Origin of the sequence: Litoreibacter roseus, assembly GCF_009811795.1 — a bacterium.
Lineage (GTDB): Bacteria > Pseudomonadota > Alphaproteobacteria > Rhodobacterales > Rhodobacteraceae > Litoreibacter > Litoreibacter roseus.
In genome coordinates this window covers 151,502-171,342 of record NZ_BLJE01000005.1, presented here as the reverse complement: position 1 = coordinate 171,342, position 19,841 = coordinate 151,502, and the positions used below count along the sequence as shown (strand labels likewise).

Annotated in this window: 18 protein-coding genes; 5 read left to right on the top strand and 13 right to left on the bottom strand. The window is 57.7% G+C overall.

What is annotated here, in order from left to right; genetic code table 11:
- Positions 1-2: 2 nt before the first annotated feature.
- Positions 3-467 (bottom strand): hypothetical protein, encoded by a 465-nt coding sequence (locus KIN_RS18675; RefSeq protein ID WP_159809943.1) that lies wholly within the window; start codon positions 465-467, stop codon positions 3-5.
- 214 nt (positions 468-681) lie between these two features.
- Here KIN_RS18675 and tkt point away from each other — a divergent pair, with 214 nt between their 5' ends.
- On the top strand, positions 682-2,700 hold the full coding sequence (tkt, locus tag KIN_RS18670) for a transketolase (RefSeq protein WP_159809941.1): 2,019 nt from the start codon (positions 682-684) through the stop codon (positions 2,698-2,700).
- A gap of 104 nt (positions 2,701-2,804) precedes the next feature.
- Here tkt and grxD read toward each other — a convergent pair whose 3' ends face one another.
- The 5 genes from grxD to KIN_RS18645 form a co-directional block, all read right to left on the bottom strand.
- Positions 2,805-3,167 (bottom strand): Grx4 family monothiol glutaredoxin, encoded by a 363-nt coding sequence (grxD, locus tag KIN_RS18665; RefSeq protein WP_159809939.1) that lies wholly within the window; start codon positions 3,165-3,167, stop codon positions 2,805-2,807.
- A gap of 111 nt (positions 3,168-3,278) precedes the next feature.
- Positions 3,279-3,521, bottom strand: coding sequence for a BolA/IbaG family iron-sulfur metabolism protein (locus tag KIN_RS18660; protein ID WP_159809937.1), 243 nt, complete (start codon positions 3,519-3,521; stop codon positions 3,279-3,281).
- 63 nt (positions 3,522-3,584) lie between these two features.
- Complete coding sequence (gene purL, locus KIN_RS18655; RefSeq protein WP_159809935.1) at positions 3,585-5,744, bottom strand: phosphoribosylformylglycinamidine synthase subunit PurL; 2,160 nt, start codon at positions 5,742-5,744, stop codon at positions 3,585-3,587.
- A gap of 52 nt (positions 5,745-5,796) precedes the next feature.
- Positions 5,797-7,206 (bottom strand): sensor histidine kinase, encoded by a 1,410-nt coding sequence (locus KIN_RS18650; protein ID WP_159809933.1) that lies wholly within the window; start codon positions 7,204-7,206, stop codon positions 5,797-5,799.
- A 232-nt stretch (positions 7,207-7,438) separates the two neighbouring features.
- A complete protein-coding gene (locus KIN_RS18645) occupies positions 7,439-8,344 on the bottom strand; it encodes a LysR family transcriptional regulator (RefSeq protein WP_159809931.1) in 906 nt (301 codons plus the stop codon).
- Positions 8,345-8,500: 156 nt separating this feature from the next.
- On the opposite strand from KIN_RS18645, the gene KIN_RS18640 reads away from it, so the two are divergent.
- A complete protein-coding gene (locus KIN_RS18640) occupies positions 8,501-11,908 on the top strand; it encodes an indolepyruvate ferredoxin oxidoreductase family protein (protein ID WP_159809929.1) in 3,408 nt (1,135 codons plus the stop codon).
- Position 11,909: 1 nt separating this feature from the next.
- On the opposite strand, the gene KIN_RS18635 is transcribed toward KIN_RS18640, so the two are convergent.
- On the bottom strand, positions 11,910-12,140 hold the full coding sequence (locus KIN_RS18635) for a sulfurtransferase TusA family protein (RefSeq protein ID WP_159809927.1): 231 nt from the start codon (positions 12,138-12,140) through the stop codon (positions 11,910-11,912).
- An 83-nt stretch (positions 12,141-12,223) separates the two neighbouring features.
- On the opposite strand from KIN_RS18635, the gene KIN_RS18630 reads away from it, so the two are divergent.
- The 3 genes from KIN_RS18630 to KIN_RS18620 all read left to right on the top strand — a co-directional run bounded on the left by KIN_RS18630 (position 12,224) and on the right by KIN_RS18620 (position 15,303).
- Complete coding sequence (locus KIN_RS18630) at positions 12,224-13,465, top strand: alpha/beta hydrolase family protein (protein ID WP_159809925.1); 1,242 nt, start codon at positions 12,224-12,226, stop codon at positions 13,463-13,465.
- The gene (locus tag KIN_RS18625) at positions 13,462-14,817 is read left to right on the top strand and encodes a cytochrome P450 (RefSeq protein WP_159809923.1); all 1,356 of its coding nucleotides are present in this window, start codon (positions 13,462-13,464) and stop codon (positions 14,815-14,817) included. The genes KIN_RS18630 and KIN_RS18625 overlap by 4 nt, the downstream gene beginning before the upstream one ends.
- A gap of 228 nt (positions 14,818-15,045) precedes the next feature.
- Positions 15,046-15,303, top strand: a complete 258-nt coding sequence (locus KIN_RS18620; RefSeq protein ID WP_159809921.1) for a hypothetical protein — start codon at positions 15,046-15,048, stop codon at positions 15,301-15,303.
- On the opposite strand, the gene KIN_RS18615 is transcribed toward KIN_RS18620, so the two are convergent.
- From KIN_RS18615 to KIN_RS18590, 6 genes are all read right to left on the bottom strand, one after another.
- A complete protein-coding gene (locus tag KIN_RS18615) occupies positions 15,288-15,512 on the bottom strand; it encodes a ribbon-helix-helix domain-containing protein (protein WP_159809919.1) in 225 nt (74 codons plus the stop codon). The two genes, KIN_RS18620 and KIN_RS18615, sit on opposite strands and share 16 nt — an antisense overlap.
- Positions 15,509-15,682: a DUF4169 family protein gene (locus tag KIN_RS18610; RefSeq protein WP_159809917.1), complete on the bottom strand. Its 174-nt coding sequence runs from the start codon at positions 15,680-15,682 to the stop codon at positions 15,509-15,511. The genes KIN_RS18615 and KIN_RS18610 overlap by 4 nt, the downstream gene beginning before the upstream one ends.
- Positions 15,679-17,070 carry a class II fumarate hydratase gene (gene fumC, locus KIN_RS18605; protein ID WP_159809915.1) on the bottom strand — a complete coding sequence of 464 codons (1,392 nt, stop codon included), beginning with the start codon at positions 17,068-17,070 and terminating at the stop codon, positions 15,679-15,681. Before fumC ends, KIN_RS18610 begins: the two co-directional genes overlap by 4 nt.
- A gap of 84 nt (positions 17,071-17,154) precedes the next feature.
- Complete coding sequence (locus KIN_RS18600; RefSeq protein WP_159809913.1) at positions 17,155-17,670, bottom strand: SspB family protein; 516 nt, start codon at positions 17,668-17,670, stop codon at positions 17,155-17,157.
- A 56-nt stretch (positions 17,671-17,726) separates the two neighbouring features.
- Positions 17,727-18,998 carry a chromate efflux transporter gene (gene chrA, locus KIN_RS18595; protein ID WP_159809911.1) on the bottom strand — a complete coding sequence of 424 codons (1,272 nt, stop codon included), beginning with the start codon at positions 18,996-18,998 and terminating at the stop codon, positions 17,727-17,729.
- Entirely contained in the window at positions 18,995-19,792 is a 798-nt protein-coding gene (locus KIN_RS18590) for a chromate resistance protein ChrB domain-containing protein (protein ID WP_159809909.1), read from the bottom strand. The genes chrA and KIN_RS18590 overlap by 4 nt, the downstream gene beginning before the upstream one ends.
- Positions 19,793-19,841 lie beyond the last annotated feature (49 nt).

The following is a 19,841-nucleotide window of genomic DNA, read 5'->3' as shown; positions in this document are numbered from 1 at the left end:
CTTCAAGCCTCCTTCACGAGCGGGGCCAGTTCGGCCAGAATATCATCAAGTTCGTCCAGATCGGCTTTACGGCTGGCTTTTAGGTCCGCCAGTTGCGCGCTCAGACTTGCGTCCACAACAACATCGGCGGGCTGATGGGCCGCATTGGCCTCGCGCAAGGCCGAATTGTTCTCGCTGAGGGCTTCGATCACGGCTTCCAGTCGCTTGTTCTCGGTGTCTGCGGCCTCAAGCCGTTTGGTCAGACGTTCGACGCGGATATCAAGCCGTTCGATCTGCGCAGTGGTTTTCTCACGCCCTGCCACGAGACGTTCGTTTGTGGCGCGCTCAATCTCAAGTTCTTCCGTGAGATCAGAGAGGCTGACCGAGGCCGGATCCGGTGCCGGCTTGTTCAAACCCGCTTCGACGCCCGCGGCAATTTTATCCAGCGCCTGCGTTATGCGCTGCTCAAGTTGAGAAAGATCGGCCATGCTGCTCCCCACAGAGTGTTTTTATCGGTCGAATCGCTCGCCGTTACCGAAAGATAGGCCGTAAGGTGCAGGGGCGCAAAAGGACATACACATCTGACGCCGCCCGCGCGACTCATCGCTTTGTTTTTAAGAGCCACATTTGCTTGAACTTCGCTTCTGGCCTGATATCACCGCTGTCCAACGGACATTTAGCCAAATTTCGGGGGATAATTACGTGGATATAGCCAGCTTGCGCGGGGCGCATCCTGACCATTGGAAGAAAGCATGTGCAATCCGCACGCTGACCTTGGATGCGGTTGCCGCTGCCAATTCCGGCCACTCGGGCATGCCGATGGGAATGGCGGACGTGGCGACCGTACTCTACGAGAAGCACCTGAAATTTGACGCCAGCGCGCCGAACTGGCCGGATCGGGACCGGTTTATCCTGTCTGCGGGCCATGGTTCCATGCTGCTCTATGCGCTGTTGCACCTGACGGGCTACGCAGACATGACGCTGGAAGAGATCAAGAACTTCCGCCAGCTGGGCGCCAAAACCGCAGGTCATCCGGAATATGGTCACGCCTCCGGCATCGAGACGACGACGGGTCCGCTAGGTCAGGGGATCGCCAACTCGGTGGGTTTTGCAATCGCCGAGGAACTGCAACGCGCGAAGTTCGGCAAGAAGCTGGTCGATCACTATACCTATGTGATCGCCGGTGATGGTTGCTTGATGGAAGGCGTCAGCCAAGAGGCAATCGGGCTGGCTGGTAAGCACGAACTGGGACGGCTGGTTGTTTTCTGGGACAACAATAACATCACGATCGACGGCACGGTGGATCTGGCTGACAAAACCGATCAGGTGCAGCGCTTCAAGGCGTCGGGTTGGCATGTGCAGGAAATCGACGGGCACGATCCCGAGGCAATTGATCTAGCCATCGAGAAGGCAAAGAAAACCCGCCGCCCGTCCATGATAGCCTGTAAAACGCACATCGCCCTTGGCTCGTCTGCGCAGGACACATCAAAGGGTCACGGCGCGCTGACCAGCGAAGAGCTTATCCGGGATACGAAGGCGGCCTACGGCTGGTCCTACGGCCCGTTCGAAATTCCTGCAGACGTGAAATCGGCATGGGAAGAGATCGGCGCACGCGGTGCCACGGAGCGCACCGAGTGGGAAGAGCGGTTCGCAGCCGCTTCCGCCGGGCGCCAGCGCGAATTTGAGCGCATCATGGCAGGCGAGGTGCCGAAGAAACTGTCCGCCACGGTTAAGGCACTGAAAAAGCAGATGACCGAGACGAGCCCGAAGGTTGCCACACGCAAGGCCTCCGAGATGGCGCTTGAGGTGATCAACCCAATCATGGGCGAGACGTTCGGGGGGTCCGCTGACCTCACCGGGTCCAACAATACGCTGACGTCGGATTTGGGTGTGTTCTCGCCCGACAACCGCAAGGGCCGTTACATGTATTACGGCATCCGCGAACATGGCATGGCCGCCGCGATGAATGGTCTGGCGCTGCATGGGGGCGTAAAAGCTTATGGCGGCACGTTCATGTGTTTCACCGATTATGCCCGTGGTGCGATGCGCCTGTCGGCACTGATGGGTGTTCCGGTGACGTATGTGATGACCCACGACTCCATCGGTTTGGGGGAAGACGGTCCCACTCACCAGCCGGTCGAGCATCTCGCCATGTTACGGGCGACGCCCAACATGAATGTCATCCGTCCGGCAGACGCTGTCGAAACGGCAGAGGCGTGGGAGGTTGCATTGGGGGCGAAAGACGCGCCGTCCGTTCTGGCACTGTCCCGTCAAGGTCTGCCCACGGTTCGGACCGAGCACACCATGCGCAACGAGGTTGCGCGCGGTGCCTATGTTCTGTCCGAAGCCGTCGCGAAGCGGCAGGCGGTTCTGATGGCGACGGGCTCTGAGGTGCACATCGCGATGGACGCGAAAGCATTGCTTGAAGAAGACGGCATCGGCACGCGCGTCGTGTCCATGCCATGCTGGGAATTGTTTGCCCAGCAGGACGAAAGTTATCGGCGCAAAGTGCTGCCACCGGGACCTGTAAGGGTCGCCGTCGAAGCAGGTGTCCGGTTCGGCTGGGATCAATGGTTGTTAGGTGAACGGGGCAAGCCGGGGAAAGCAGATTTTGTTGGAATGGACAGTTTCGGCGCGTCGGCTCCGGCAAATGTGCTTTACGATCACTTCGGCATCACGGCAGAGGCAGTGGCTCATAAGGTTCGTAAGTTGCTCTCCTGAGTACACTGTTTTTTAACGGAAAAGCTCCGGCTTGGTGGCCGGAGCTTTGCATTTTGTCTGCCGCATAAAGCGACCGTTTCATACCTAAATTGCCGAGCGATGCGTTAGGCGTTAGCTTCGCGAATTTTGTCGGCGGCTTCCTTGTTGTAACTCACACCTTTGTCGTCAAAGAGCGTGTCTAACTCGCCCGACAAGGTCATTTCGGTGATGATGTCACACCCTCCGACAAATTCGCCCTTCACATAAAGCTGCGGGATCGTCGGCCAGTCAGAGTAGTCCTTGATCCCTTGACGGATGCCGTCATCGGCCAGAACGTTCACGTCCTGATATCCGACGCCCATGTAGTTCAGCACGCCTGCGACCTTTGACGAGAAGCCGCATTGGGGCATCTCTTTCGTGCCTTTCATGAACAACACGACGTCGTTGGCCGTAACGGTTTCTTTGATCTGTGTGTTTGCGTCAGTCATTTTTATGGTCCTTCTGTCGCGAAGTGTTTTTCTTTGGATTTGGCCGACCGCCGTCGATCCAGCCATTGACGGCTTCTGCCGAGAGATAAAAAAGTCCGAAAAGCGCGTCCATCACTCCGGCGCTTTGGTGGTCAAGGCCAGTGCGTGTAATTCGCCATGGGCCCCGTCCATTTTGCCTTTCAAAGCGGCATACACCGCCCGTTGTTGCTGGACACGGTTTTGTCCCCGGAAACTTTCGTCGATGACCTCTGCCGCGTAATGATTTCCATCGCCCGCCAGATCAGTGATGGTGATCTTCGCATCCGGAAAAGTTTCTCGGATCAGATCTTCGATTTCTCGGGCTTGCATCGCCATGTACGGACTTCCTTGGTGTATTTGTCAAAAAGGTAAGGTTCGGGGTGCCCTGAGACAACCCGTCTAGGCCAAAGCTGCCTCAAAACTGGTCTCAAAGAGATGCGACAGGTCAGCCAAGGGGGCCTCGGACCGTCCGATGCGAACGGTATCGCCGGTGAATTTGCCAACGGTGCTGAGGGTCACGCCTGCGTTTCCAGCTGCGATCATAAGTGCTTCCGCCTTATCGAAAGAACAGCCGATCAGGTAGCGACCCTGATCCTCTCCAAACGCAAAAGCCGTCGTATCGTCATCAAGGCAGACGCCAACACCGCCCGCATAGGCCATCTCAAAGGCCGCCATCGCTAGGCCGCCGTCGCTGATATCCGTACAAACGTCGATCCAGTCGCGCTCCGCCCGGATGAAATCGCCATTTCGTTTCTCGGTATCCAGATCGACGGCCGGGGCGTCGCCGTCCTCACGGTTGAACACCTCGGCCAAAAGCGCAGACTGCCCCAGATGGCCGGTCGTATCCCCAACCAGAATAGCCAAATGACCGTCGCGCACCGTGCCGCTGATGATATGGTCGATATCGTCAATCAACCCGACAGCCCCGATGGTGGGAGTCGGTAGAATGCCGGTCCCATCTGTTTCGTTGTAAAGCGAGACGTTGCCCGACACGATTGGCATGTCGAGGGCCGCAACCGCAGCCCCGATCCCCTTGATCGCCCCCACGAACTGCCCCATGATCTCAGGCTTTTCTGGGTTGCCAAAGTTCAGATTGTCGGTCGTGGCCAACGGCTTGGCGCCCACGGCGGTCAGGTTGCGGTAGGCTTCTGCCACGGCCTGTTTGCCGCCCTCAACCGGGTTGGCTTTCACGTAGCGCGGCGTGACGTCCGATGTGAAAGCCAGAGCTTTCGTCGTGCCATGCACCCGCACGATGCCTGCGCCGGAGCCCGGCGCTACGAGCGTGTCGGCCATGACCTGACTGTCATATTGCTCCCAGACCCACTGCTTGCGCGCGTAGTTGGGGCTGGAGAGCAGGGCTTTCAGTGCATCGATCCCGTCAACCTGCGGCAGGTCCTCAAGTGGCTCGGCGGCGGGCGTCTCAACCCATGGTCGGTCGTATTCCGGTGCATTGCCAGACAGGGCCTTCAACGGAAGGTCTGCCATGACCTTGCCGTTGTGTTCAATCAGGAAACGGTCCTCTGCAATCGTTTCTCCGACGATGGCAAAGTCCAGATCCCACTTTTCGAACACCGCCTTCGCGGCATCTTCCTTGGCGGGATCGAGCACCATAAGCATCCGTTCCTGGCTTTCGCTCAGCATCATCTCATAGGCAGTCATGTTTTCTTCGCGCACCGGCACGTCGTCCAAATTGAGCTTCACGCCCAGATTGCCCTTGTCCCCCATCTCTACGGCGGAGCAGGTCAGACCTGCAGCACCCATGTCCTGAATCGAGATGACGGCGCCCGTGCGCATCAGTTCCTGGCACGCCTCCATCAGACGCTTTTCCGTGAAGGGATCACCGACCTGCACGGTTGGGCGCTTGTCCTCGATCGTGTCGTCGAACTCGGCGGAGGCCATGGTGGCACCACCGACGCCATCGCGCCCGGTCTTTGCACCTAAGTAGACGACGGGCATTCCGACGCCCGATGCTGCCGAATAGAAGATCTTGTCCGCATCTGCCAAACCTGCGGCAAAAGCGTTTACCAGACAGTTCCCATTGTAGGCGGGGTGAAACCGGACCTCGCCGCCAACGGTGGGAACCCCAAAGCAGTTCCCGTACCCGCCAACCCCGGCCACAACACCTGAGACAAGGCTTTTGGTTTTCGGATGATCCGGGCTGCCGAAACTCAGCGCGTTCATCGCAGCGATAGGCCGGGCGCCCATGGTAAACACGTCCCGCAAAATGCCCCCGACACCGGTGGCCGCCCCTTGATAGGGTTCGATATACGAAGGGTGGTTGTGGCTTTCCATCTTAAAGACTACGGCCTGCCCATCCCCAATGTCGACAACGCCCGCGTTTTCCCCCGGGCCGCAGATAACCTGAGGGCCGTCTGTTGGCAGGATTCGAAGCCATTTCTTGGACGATTTGTAAGAGCAGTGCTCGTTCCACATGGCCGAGAAAATGCCCAGCTCGGTGAACGTGGGGGACCTGCCGATGATGTCCAAAATGCGCTGATACTCGTCGGGGCTCAGCCCGTGTGCCGCGATGAGGCCATCGGTCAGTTCTGGTTCGGTCATATGGTCTGTGTCCCCCGGGCAGAGCGCTGGTGCGCGTCAGTTCGCAGACCTTTTAGGACAGGTCCGCACGATGGGGAAGGGGGGCGGCGTGTGCCGCGCTAACCGAAAGGGTGGGCGTGTGCATTTCTACGTCGCCCGCGGTCGGGTGGATCATCTCATCATCCGCCAACGCGGGCAGGATCAAGGTGATCTTCGTGCCGCGATCGACGGCGCTTTCAATTCTGATCTGACCGCCGGACTGTTCCACAAAACCGTGAGCCATCGACAGTCCCAGACCGGAGCCCTCGCCGATGGGTTTTGTGGTGAAGAATGGATCGAACACCCGAGACAGGATATCACTTGGAATGCCGCGACCGGTGTCGGCGATCTCGATTGTCACATACCGACCTTTCGGCAGGTCAAAGACTTTGAAGTCGTCCTTGCTCAGAGGTCTTACAGAAATGGTTAGTTTGCCCCCGGCTGGCATCGCATCTCGTGCATTGATCACCAGATTCAGAAGGGCGTTCTCAAGCTGGTTTCGGTCCAGCTTAACGGCGGGTGTGTCGGGCGAGATGAAGACGTCCGCCTCTATCACGTCCGGCAAGATGCCACGTGCCAGATCCATGAACTCGTCCAGAAACACGTGAATGTCGAAGGCCTTGGACAACAGCACGGACTTCCGGGAGAACGCCAAAAGGTGAGAGACGAGCTTGGACGCTCTGCCCGCGGCAGCCAAAGAGCTTTCCACAAGTTCATCGCGTTCCTTTTGATCCTTGATCTCGCGGTACAGATCGAGATTTCCCATGACGACCGTGAGGATGTTGTTGAAATCGTGTGCCACGCCGCCGGTGAGCCTGCCCACGGCTTCCATCTTTTGTGCCTCGAGGCTGCGTCGATTCACTTCAAGCGTCGTGCGGCGCAGACCGAACACGTCCCGCAAAACTGTGACGTAATAGGCGAGCGTACCGGCGGCGATGATTGGACCGACCCAGCGAACGTGACCGATCTCGGGAGGGCCCAGAAAAAGCGCGCCGAGATATATGATGATGATTGAGTTGGTCACACCATCGATGATCGCAAGTTCGCGAATGGTGGAGCGCTGCGTAAACGAATTCAGAAGCGCACCCAGTATCAGGGCAGTCCCGGCGAAGTTGAGAAAGACGCCGGGCTGGGACCAGAGATAGATTGGCAACGCGATGAAGATGCTGGTCGAGACAAGCTCTGATGTGATCACCGCACGGTAAACCCTCCGGGTCTGATCGACTGTCAGGCGATGGACGAGATAGGCAGTCAGTGCCAGAGCAAGCGTGTAGGCGAGCAGCCAATATACAAATATTGGATAGCCCATGAAGAATGTCATCAGGATGGCCGACACCGTTAGAATTACCAGCCTTGCGGTAAACTCTGGTGTTTTGAAGCTGAAGATAGCACCGAGCGTACGGATATCATCTGCCTGAACATTTGACTGACTGGGTATCGGCAATTGCAACCCTTCAAACCACTTTACGTGTCGGTCGCGTCATACCTTTATTTCGGCTCAGCTCAAATGCGAAAAAAAAGGCCGAGCACTAAGCTCGGCCAAAGTCCAACAGGGAGGTAGACAACGGCATGCCGTCATCTGACTGTTGAGATAGGGATGCTATGTGTCACCTTCAAGAAAAAATCGAGGCGTCGCAGTAATAGCCGCTATGCGTCCTATGCATGGCATTTCGCCGCTATGCATTCTCTCGCATTTGGGCTTTTTTCCGCTGGGCGTTGATCTCTGTCACCACGAAATCGCGGAAGGCCGCGATGCGCTTCGATTGACGCAGTTCTTCGGGGTAGGCGAGGAAGACGGGCACGTCATTGGATTCAACCTCCGGTAGAACGCGAACAAGGCCCGGCTCATCGATCGCTACGTAGTCCGGAAGGATGCCGATGCCTAACCCGTGATGAACCGCCTGAAGGCATCCGAAATAGTTGTTTACTGTCAATAGGTTAGGAAGTTCATAGCTTAGAAGTTCCCGCACCAGCATGGCACCGGCACTGACCTGCTCGGACGTTGTGTTCTGACAAATGAGACGGTGATCGCGCAGGTCTTCCATTGTCTCGGGCGCGGGCTTTTTTTCGAGGTAGGCGCGACTTGCATAGAGCCGCATCTGAACACTCATGAGCCTTTTGCGCACAAGATCAGCCTGGCTGGGTTCTTTCATCCGAATGGCGACATCGGCCTCCCGCATGGGCAAATCGAGCACCCGCTCTTCCAGCATCAGGTCGATGTTGAGGTCGGGATATGTTGCATAAAGGTTACTCAATCTGGGCGCCAGCCACAGCGACCCGAAGCCGATTGTCGTAGTGACACGCAGCTCACCGAAGACTTCTTCTTCGCTGTCGCGAATCCGGGCCGCGGCTGCATCGAGACGCTTGGTTATGGACCGTGTTGCGTCAAAAAGCAGTTCGCCTTGCTCGGTGAGAATCAGTCCGCGTGCATGGCGGTGGAAGAGGGTGGAATTGAGCGACTCCTCCAGCGCGCGCACTTGCCGCGATACAGCAGACTGTGAAAGGTGCAGGACCTCGCCTGCATGGGTCAGACTGCCGGCATCCGCGACTGCGTGAAATATTCTAAGCTTGTCCCAGTCCATCGTGATCCGAACATTTCAATTTAGAGTGGCCCCACCTGCGTTGTCGTACTTAGTCGTCAATTGCTGCAACTGCAAACTTTTCAGGCGAATTCTCGCGTTAAGGTCAGTTTGCCTGACCCAAATTCTGTGCTAGGTTATCGGCAACTGGAGGTACGCATGACCAATCAAGATATCACGCTTCACGACAGGTTCGATCTGGAGAAATCGCCGGTCCTTTTGAACGGGACACAGGCCTTGGTTCGATTGGTTTTGATGCAGCGCGCACGCGACGCGGCGGCCGGTTTAAACACGGCGGGATTGGTCACCGGTTACCGCGGATCGCCGTTGGGGGCAGTCGACTTGCAGATGGGGCGCGCTCAGAAACTGCTCGGACAGTCCCAGATCACATTTCAACCGGGGCTGAACGAAGATCTGGCGGCAACGGCCATCTGGGGTGCGCAGCAGGCCGAGTTGCGGGGCGAGGGGCGCTATGATGGCGTCTTCGGCCTTTGGTACGGCAAAGGGCCGGGCGTGGATCGCTCAGGCGATGTGATGCGCCACGGCAATATGGCTGGAACCTCGGCGCACGGGGGTGTGCTCATGGCGATGGGTGATGACCACACGGGCGAAAGCTCCACCACGCTTCACCAATCAGACTGGGCAATGGTCGATGCCTATATGCCCATCGTCTCGCCAGCGGGTGTGCAGGAAATTCTGGATTACGGGATTTACGGCTGGGCGCTCAGCCGGTTCGCGGGTGTGTGGGTCGGTCTGAAGACGATGAAAGACACGGTCGAAGCGACGGCCGTTGTCGATGGCCGGGCAGATAGGATGCAATTTGTTCTGCCGGAATTTGATATGCCCGAGGGCGGCTTGAATATCCGGCTTGTGGACACGCCCGTCGCACAAGAAGCACGTATGATCGATTATAAGCGGTTCGCGGCAGAAGCCTTTGCAAAGGCTAATAAAATCGACAAACGGGTTTGGGGGAAGCCCGGCGCAAGGATCGGGTTTGTGGCGGCCGGGAAGAACTGGCTGGATCTGGTGCACGCCCTGTCCCTTCTTGGTATAGATGCCGAAGAGGCCGAGCGCTTGGGTCTTACCACCTACAAGGTCGGGCAGACATGGCCGCTGGATATGGACAGTTTTCACGACTGGGCAGACGGGTTGGATCTGATCGTCGTCGTGGAGGAAAAGCGCAAGCTGATAGAGGTGCAGGTCAAGGAAGCGATCTTCGATGACCGGAAGGGCCGCCGCGTCTATGGTTGGCACAAGGGCGACACATGGGAACATGGCCGGCGGATGGAGTTGTTCCCGACGCGATATGCGCTCGACCCGATTGATATCGCCGAAAAGCTCGGCAACATCCTGATCGAAGAAGGCCGCAGAACCGACCGGATCGAAGCCGGGCTCGCCATGTTGGCCGAGGCTAAGCGGGCGGACAATGCTCAAGACATCGCGGCGCGGCTGCCGTATTTCTGTTCGGGCTGCCCCCACAACAGTTCCACCAAAGTGCCCGAGGGATCGCGCGCCTATGCGGGCATAGGGTGCCACTACATGGTGCAGTGGATGGACCGGGAGACGGTGGGATTCACCCAGATGGGCGGCGAGGGCGCGAACTGGATCGGCGAAGCGCCGTTTTCAACCCGTGACCACGTGTTCCAGAACCTCGGCGATGGCACGTACAACCATTCGGGCGTTCAAGCGATCCGGGCTGCTTTGGCAGCTGGCACAAACATCACCTACAAAATTCTTTACAACGATGCGGTCGCCATGACCGGTGGCCAGACCAATGAAGGCGACCTCGATGCGCCTCGTATCGTAGCCGAATTGCAGGCAATGGGCGTCCAGAATGTCTCACTTGTCTATGACGAGAAGGAGGACGTCGACCTCAAGGCGTTTCCTAGGGATCTCGATATTCATGAGCGGGCCGAACTGCCTATCGTACAAGAGAAACTTAGCAAAACCAAAGGCGTGTCTGCGATTGTTTATGTGCAAACCTGTGCCGCTGAGAAGCGCCGCCGTCGAAAACGTGGCTTGTTCCCGGACCCCGACAAACGGGTTTTCATCAACACGGACGTTTGCGAGGGCTGCGGTGATTGCGGTGTCCAATCCAACTGCGTGTCCATCGTGCCGGTTGAGACGGAACTGGGCCGCAAGCGGGCGATCGACCAATCTTCGTGCAACAAGGACTTCTCCTGCGTGAACGGGTTTTGCCCGTCTTTCGTCACCATCGAAGGCGCCGAAATTCGCAAGCAGGCAACGTCCGAAGTGGATCTACCCGATCTGCCCAATCCTGCTTTGCCGTCTATTTCGGGCACCCATAACGTGGTGATCACCGGCGTCGGCGGTACCGGCGTAGTTACCATCGGCGCGGTTCTCGCCATGGCGGCCCATCTGGACGGCAAGGGCGCCGGCATGATGGAGATGGCCGGGCTGGCCCAAAAAGGCGGTGCGGTTCACATTCACTGCCGGCTGGCCAACAACCCTAACGATATATCCGCGATCCGCGTGGCAACCGGTGAGGCCCATGCCGTGATTGGCGGCGACCTCGTCGTGACCTCTGGGGCAAAGACATTGGGTCTGATGAAAGGCGGGCAGACGAAAGCTGTTGTAAACTCTCACGAGATCATAACCGGGGACTTTACCCGAAACACCGAATTTTCCTTGCCGTCCGACCGCCTGCAGATGTCGCTTGAGGCGAAGCTGCAAGACGACGTGGCGTTCTTTGATGCGTCCGACTTGGCCAAGGCGCTGATGGGCGACAGCATCTTCTCCAATATGATGATCTTCGGGGCCGCGTGGCAAAACGGAATGATCCCTCTGACCTACGAGTCGATTGCGCGGGCCGTGGAATTGAACGGTGCAGCGCCTGAGAAAAACCTGCGGGCGTTTGAGCTAGGTCGCTGGGCGCTACTGCACCCCGAAGACGCCGCGCGCCATCTGTCGTCAAATGTGGTCGAACTGCCCAAGACACTGGATGAAAAGATCGATTTTCGTGCCGACCATCTGACCGCCTACCAATCCAAGCGGCTGGCCAAGCGGTACCGGAAATTCATTGACCGCTTTGACGACCCAAAAATGAAAGAAGCGGTGGCGCGGGGCTATCATAAGTTGCTGGCCTATAAAGACGAGTACGAGGTGGCTCGCCTACATCTGGATACAGAAGCCAAGGCGAGAGAAGCCTTTGGTGGCGATCTGAAACTCACCTACCATCTGGCCCCACCGATGATCAGCAAGACCGGCCCGAACGGGCGGCCCGCCAAGCGCGAATTTGGTCCGTGGATCGGCCGGGGATTCAAGATCCTCAGCAAACTCAAGCGGCTGCGTGGGACGCCCCTCGATCCATTCGGTTACACGAAGGAACGGAAAATGGAGCGAGCGTTGATCAAGCAATATGAGCGTGATCTCAAAGCGTTGCCAAGCGATGCGGATCCTGAGGTCGCGATTGCGTTGGCGGAACTACCTTTACAGATCCGTGGTTTTGGTCCGGTGAAAGAGGCAAACGAACAGAATGCTGCCAAACGTCGGGAAGAACTTTTGGCGGCGCTGAGCCAGCCGCCACTGAAGGCGGCCGCAGAATAGGCTAGCCCTTTTTAATCCAATAGGTCTGGTGCGCGCCATGGTCTTCCTGAGCGACCAGCGCGTGCCCGGCCTCGGTACAGAAGTGGGGAACATCAATCAGCGCTGCCGGATCGTCCGCGTCCATCCGCAAAATCTCGCCGGTCTCAAGTGCCTGCAACTGTTTGCGCGCCTTCAAGACGGGTAGAGGGCAGAGCAACCCAATGGCATCCAATTCTGCGTTCCAAGTGTCCATGGCCGTGATCTAGGGGACACGGCGCACGAAGTCTACTGCGCGACGTTCTTACCTTCTTCACTTGAATTGACTAGCGTCCATCCATGACCAGCCAGACCTCCGCGCCAGTGAAAAAACGCCGGGTGTTTTACATCCCCGGCTATGATCCTTTTCCAGCCCGCCGCTACCGGGAACTCTATCGCACCGAAAGCAAGGAGCAGGCGAAGATCAGCGGGTACAGAATTGATATAAAAGGAAAAGGATCCGGTGATGCTCGGGGTTGGGATGTTCGATCTCTGATAGACGGACACATGGTGGATACGTCCGTTGACGTATTAGTCTGGTCCGATCTGGTTCAGCACAGCATGGCCCAAGACATCCCGCGCACCTATTGGCAGTTGGTCAAGACCAGCTGGATCTACATCACCTCCGGCGCGTTGCAACGGCTGATGCGATTGCGCAAAGGTCCGATCATCGCGGCGCTTTATCCCATTGGAATGTTGTTGTTGCAGCTGATGCTGGCGCTGATCGCCGGTGACCTCATAAGTTCGCTCATCCATTCCGGTATCGCATGGATCCTGCCCGATAGTATCGAGTGGCTGATCGGGTTCCTGACATGGCCGGTTTTCATAGTTGTCGCAGTGGTGATCTTGCGTTGGTTCAAAGAGAAGGACGGCTGGTTTTTCGCCCATTACCTGATGCATGACTACGCCTACTCCGCGCAGCATAGCGGTGAGACGCCAGGACTGCTTGAGGTCCGCATGGGGGAGTTTCGTGAGAAGATCGTGCGCGCTCTGGCTGAGCCTTTGGATGAAGTGCTTGTGGTCGGTCATTCGTCCGGCGCGCATCTGGCCGTCAGCGTTCTGGCCGATCTCTTGCGGGAAGGGACGGAGCACAAACCCGCGTTGGCGTTTCTGTCCTTGGGACAGGTCATCCCGATGGTCTCATTCCTGCCGAAGGCAAATGTTTTGCGCGCTGATCTAAAGTATCTTTCGGCGCATCCCGGTTTGACGTGGGTCGACGTCTCGGCCCCAGGCGATGGATGCTCATTCGCGTTATGTGATCCGGTGGCCGTGACCGGTGTCGCCCCAGAGGACAAGCGCTGGCCGTTGGTGCTGTCGGCCGCCTTTACGCAAAGCCTGACACCGGAAAAGTGGAAAGAGTTGCGGTGGCGGTTCTTCCGGCTCCATTTCCAGTACCTCTGCGCCTTCGACCGACCGAAGGACTACGACTATTTTCAAATCACAGCCGGTCCGATGACATTGGCCGAGCGGTACCAGGATCGCGCACCGTCGCGGTCGCGCATCGATGTGGCGGCGTCCCGCTATAGGTCGACCGCCGCATGATCCCCCCAAAGCCAGAAAGCCGGGCGGACAACGTCTCTTTCTGGAAGTATCTGCGCCTGTTTCGCAAAGACATTCTGTCCGCCCAACCCGCGCGGCTTTATAAGGCGTGGCTTGCAGAGTTCAGAACACCGTTTTTTCGAAGCTATCTGGTCAACCAGCCCGAGCTGATCCGCGAGATCCTAAACGTCAGGCCGAAAGATTTTCCAAAATCTGACCGGATTGGCAGCGGGTTGGCACCGTTGTTGGGAAACAGCGTCTTTCTGACCAACGGGGCTGCTTGGGCGCGTCAGCGGCGCATCATCGACCCGGCCTTCGAAGGGGGGCGTTTGCGCGACACATATCCGGCCATGAAAGCAGCCGGCGAGGCGGCATGCGCGCGGCTCAACGCTATGGACTTGTCTGGGCCTGTCGAAATTGAAGAGGTGACGAGCTTTCTGGCCGCGGATGTGATATTCCGCACGCTCTTTTCTTTGCCCATCGAGGACGAGATCGCGGCGCAGGTGTTTCGCGAATTCCAAACCTATCAGCGGCAGCAACCGCTTTTGAATCTCGCCGCTTTTCTTCCGCGTTTTGGGCGGCTGTCGCCGCTGCACAGACGCCAGACCCGAAAATCCGCCGCATCTATCCGCACGCTCATCAAGGAACTCACGACGCGGCGCATGGCCGAGATCAAGGCCGGTACAGCCCCCGATGATCTGGCAACCAAGATCATGCTGACCCCCGATCCGGAAACGGGGGAGACCTTCTCGACGGAAGAAATGGTAGATCAGGTCGCGATCTTCTTTTTGGCGGGTCACGAGACCAGCGCGTCGGCTTTGGCGTGGTCACTTTATCTTTTGGCGCGCTCGCCTGACTGGCAAGCGAAGGTTTCGGCAGAAGCCAGCGATGTGACGGATGATTTCGGCTCCGTATCGCGGCTGAAAGTGTCCCGCGATGTCTTTCGCGAGGCGCTGCGATTGTATCCGCCTGTGCCGATGATGGTCAGGGAAACAACCCGTTCGGAAGAATTTCGCAAAAAAAAGATTGCACCGTCCTCGTTGATGGTGATTTCGCCCTGGCACTTGCACCGACATACCCGGTTTTGGGATACCCCCGATGCCTTCGATCCAGGCCGGTGGAACACGGAGAACGGTAAGGCCTGTCAGCGCAAAGTACTTATCCCTTTTTCAACGGGGCCAAGGGTTTGCCCCGGTGCTGGCTTTGCGATGATCGAAGGACCGCTTCTGCTGTCGATGTTGGTCGGGGCGTTTAGATTCGAGGTTGTCAAAAATCGGGAACCGGTCCCGGTCGCGCATCTCACAGTCCGCGCTGAAAAGGGAATCTGGCTGCGTCTTCAGCCAAAATCCGCCTAGTAATCGGGCGAAAGGTTACCAAAATGCTTCACTCTTCGATTTCTGACGCCACGTCGCAATCTTAAGAAATGATTAACGTCACGAAAAAGTTCCAAAAAAAACAGAAAGTTATGCGTTAATATTACAGACACGGCTGAATCTGTGACAAAAATTCAGTGTTGTTCCCCGTAAATGATGTGGTTCATTTGTCTAAGTTCTTTTCTGCAATTCATTTCTTGGGGGAACGTGATGCCATCACAATTGCTGAAAGCACGAATTACTGCGCCGAAGATGCGTGCCTATTTGCCTTTTTTCAAAGTGAAACGTCGTCGGACCCAAGCAGACCTTTCGCCATCCGAACTGGAGCGTCAGGAACTTCGTGCACAATTCGAAGCAGATCTTGGTCTGTTCATCAAAACGAGCACATCGAAGGCGGGTGCCCGTGCCGTACACAGATCGCGTCAAGCACCGCTTTACTTGCGGGCGAGCGATCAATCCGCCGCCTGATCCTGATACCATTTTAGGACGAAAACCCGGATCGCGGACGCAAGACCTGTGTCCGCATCCCGTGTTGCATCGATCTCGGCCGCAAGGTCGTTAATCGCGCGTTTGTCCTGTGCTGCAATCATTCGGAAAGCCCGCCAGAAGCTGTCTTCCAGCGACACGCTCGTGCGGTGGCCTTTGAGGGTCAGCGACCGCTTTTTGGGTCGGGTCATGTATCCAGCTTATGTTGGTCGAGCTTTTGTCGAAGGCTGATCCGCTCAGCGGAGGTCTTGGATTTCTCCGCTTTCGACTGCCCGAACTTTACCGCATTCTCTTCGGCCCGCGCCTTTTTTTGGGCGCGTGCCTTTGCCTTGCGGGCCTTGTTCAGGTTGACCGGCTTCACTTCGGGCCGGTCATCTGCTCGGGGCGCACCACACGGTCAAACGTCGCCTCATCGACAAAGCCCAAGTTGATCGCCTCTTCACGCAAGGTTGTCCCGTTCTTGTGAGCGGTCTTCGCGACTGTCGTGGCGTTGTCATACCCGATCTCGGGCGCCAGTGCAGTCACCAGCATCAGGCTTTCGCGCATCAGTTTTTCGATCCGCTCTGCGTTCGCTTCAATGCCTGAAACGCAGTTGTCGGTGAACGCCACGCTGGCGTCGCCCAGAAGCTGCATGGATTGCAAAAGGTTGTACGCCATCATCGGCTTGTAGACGTTCAACTCAAAATGACCCTGAGAGCCCGCGAACCCGATGGCCGCGTCATTGCCGAACACATGGGCACAAACCTGCGTCATGGCTTCGCACTGCGTTGGATTGACCTTGCCCGGCATGATCGACGAGCCGGGTTCGTTTTCTGGCAGCATCAATTCCCCCAACCCGCAGCGGGGACCTGAGCCCAGAAGGCGGATGTCATTTGCGATTTTGAAAAGCGATGCCGCGACTGTTTTCACCGCGCCCGACATCTCGACCATCGCGTCATGGGCGGCCAGCGCTTCGAACTTGTTGGGGGCTGTCACGAAGGGCAGACCGGTGATCTCTGCCATATTGGCCGCCACGGTCTGAGCCCAGTCTTTCGAGGTGTTGAGGCCGGTCCCGACGGCGGTACCGCCCTGTGCCAGCTCGTAGATGTGGCCCAAGGCAGCCTCGATGCGTTTGATCCCCATCGCGACCTGGTGGGAATAGCCTGAAAACTCCTGCGCCAGTGTCAGCGGGGTCGCATCCATCGTGTGGGTTCTGCCGATTTTGATAATCCCGTCAAACTCTGCCACCTTCGCCTCAAGCGCGGCATGGAGCTTCTTCAGCCCGGGCAGCAGCACGTCGCGTGCCGTCATTGCCGTCGCGATATGCATGGCCGTTGGGAACGTATCGTTGGAAGACTGGCCCATGTTGCAGTGATCGTTCGGGTGAACCGGTTCCTTGGATCCGATCTCGCCGCCCAGGATTTCAATCGCACGGTTCGCGATCACCTCGTTTGCGTTCATGTTGGATTGCGTACCGGAACCGGTCTGCCAGACGACCAACGGGAAGTTGTCATCCAGCTTACCGTCAATGACTTCCTGCGCGGCCTCGGTAATCGCGTCGCCCAGCTTCGCATCTAGCTTGCCGCTCGCCGCATTGGCCTGTGCGCAGGCCTTCTTGATCACCCCAAGCGCCCGCACGATGGCCACCGGCTGGCGTTCCCAACCAATCGGAAAGTTCAGGATGGAGCGTTGGGTCTGCGCGCCCCAATATTTGTCCGAAGGAACCTCTAAAGGGCCAAAGCTGTCGGTCTCGGTCCGGGTGTTGGTCATGGTCGCAGTCCTTTTGTCCTAGGGTCGCCCCGATTTAGCGGGGCCGCCCAAAGATGACAATCGAAGGTTGCGCTAACAGTTGGGTCAGGGTTTGCGAAAACTATCGAGACTCACGACTTCCGCTTCTTTTTGCGGTGGCTCATCGTCTTTTTCAGGTTCGGATTTCACATCGGGCACTTCGGCTTCGAGCGTGTCCAGATCAAGCTCTGCGATCTCCACAATCTCAGGATCACCCTCGTCCTGATCGTCTTGTGTCTCAAAGCGCAGGCCGAACTCGACCGACGGATCGACGAAGGTTCGAATGGCACTGAACGGGATCGACAGGGGTTCGGGCGAGTCGCCAAAATTCAGTGTGATCTGAAATCCATCTTCGCCCACCACAAGTCCGTCAAACCAGTGCTGAATGACGATAGTCATCTCCTCCGGATAGCGGTCAAAGAGCCAGTCTGCCATTTCGACATCAGGGTTTTGCGTGTCGAAGGTGACAAAGAAATGATGCTCGCCCGGCAGGCCCCGTTCCCCCACTTCTGTGAGAACCTCGGCAATCAGACCCCGCATCGCGCGGTGCATCTTGTTGCCATAGTCGATACTATCACTCATGGATCAGCCCCTCTGTCCCGTTCAACATAAGGAATTCTGATCCGATGGAAAGGGGGTCAGACCATCAACGACAGCCCCACCGCCGCAAGCGCCATAAGTGGCAGCACAATGAGCAAGTCGAGCTTCCGCCAGATCAATAATGCAGCAGCTAACGCGGTGATCAGAACTGGCTGCCATTGTAACGTCGTCAGATCTGGCAAGGTGATGGCCAGATCAAGGATCTCACCAATCTGCCAAGAAAACACCGCCTCTGCCGAGAACCACAAGGCGGAGGCAAACCATAAGCTGAGATTGGCGATCACGCCCACAACCGCTGCTGTAATTGCGCTGAGCGCGCCCGACAGACGGGGTTTGTTCGCGAGCCCGTCGATGTAAGGCGCCCCGGCGAAAATCCATAAAAAGCAGGGCGCGAAGGTCATCCACAGCGTCACCACACCCGCGATGAGTGAGAGGCCCAAACCGCCCTCGCGAAAGCCCGCCAGCATTCCGACGAACTGCGTGACAAGGATGAGAGGGCCCGGCGTGGTCTCTGCCAAACCCAAGGCGTCCATCATCTGCGCCGTCGTAATCCATCCAAATTCGCCTACAACCGCTTGGGTCATGTAGGTCAGAACGGCATAGGCGCCGCCGAACGTCACGACGGCGAGGGTGGAAAAGAACAGCGCCAGATCGCTTAGAAAACCTGGTGCAACAATCAAAATCGCCAGAAGCGGCATCAGCCACAGCGCGCCCCATATAGCGATTGTGCGCAGGGTGCTCACGGTCTTCACGGGCTCCGACGGAACTTCCTTTGAGGGGGCGGGCGCCAGAAACAGCCCGCCGATCAGGGCTGCAGCAAGGATCACCAGCGGAAAGGGCGTATCGAACAGATAAATTGCCATGAAGCTGAGTGCCGCGATCACCCAATGCAGCGGCGTCAGCAGCGCCTTGCCGGCAACCTTTGCCAGCGCTTGAAGGACGACGATGACGACCGTGGCTTTCACGCCCAGAAAAAGAACCTGAACGATCGGCAGGTCGCCGATATAGGCATAAGTCAGCGCCAGCGCGAGGATGACCGCAGCGCCAGGCAAAACGAAAAGAAGTCCCGCGATCAGTCCACCGCTCACCCCGTTCAGCCGCCAGCCCGCATAAGTTGCCAATTGCATCGCCTCCGGACCGGGCAGAAGCATACAAAACGACAGCGCGCGCAGAAACTGGTCCTCGGTCAGCCACGGGCGATCCTCGACCAGTTCCTTGTGCATCAGCGCGATTTGTGCTGCGGGGCCGCCGAAGGACAAAACACCAACGCGGCCGAACACGCGGAAAAGTTCGGACTGGGAAACGCTCATGAAAGATGTCCTTCAGGCCACTCGTGATCTTCGCCCTGACCATCCCGCGCCCAGCGATAGAGCGCGTCGTAGAGCATCATTCCGGCATCTAGCTGTTCCAGATCATTGCGAAATTTCCGTGACAGTCCGACTGAGACGGCAAGAAGACCTGCAGCTTCGGGGGCCAAATCGTGACGACCTGTATCCGCCGCACGCACCACGGTGGCCAGTCGGGTCAAGGCTGGGGTGGTCAACCCGAAGGTTTCGACCATCTTGTCAAAGGTGCAGAATGTGCCTTTGTGGCTCCAATCGCCGTCTGGCATGTCGAAGGGAGTTGCCCCAAAACGGGTCGCGACATCCTGCACTTGGGCCGGGGGCACAAACAGGAACCGGGCTGTCGGATCAACAAATCTGCGGATCAGCCACGGGCATGCGATGCGGTCGATCTTGGGCCTGTGGCGTGTCACCCAAAGCGGTCCGGGGTAGGCACCCATGGGTACCATTGGTAACCCGGCCTCTGACCATCCAACCATGCCGCCGTCCAGCACTTCGGCCGCGACGCCATGACTGCGCAAGACCGCAGCCGCGCCGTGGCTGAGCTTGAGGCCCTTGTGGCAGATTACGACCGCCGGGCGCGTCCCAAGCGTGGGTACAAGATCGGCGACGGACTGAAATGCGCAGGGCAGGGCGGTCGGCACGCGGGCCGCAATCGCGGCCACGTCTTCCTCGATGCGCACATCTATCAAGACTGGCGCGTCGGGCAGGCCGACCCTGCGCGTGAGATTGTCGGGTGATATTTCGTTGAACGCTGGCATATGTGCACCCCGGATATGGCGTTAAGCTGGGATGCGAAACTCTGGCCTT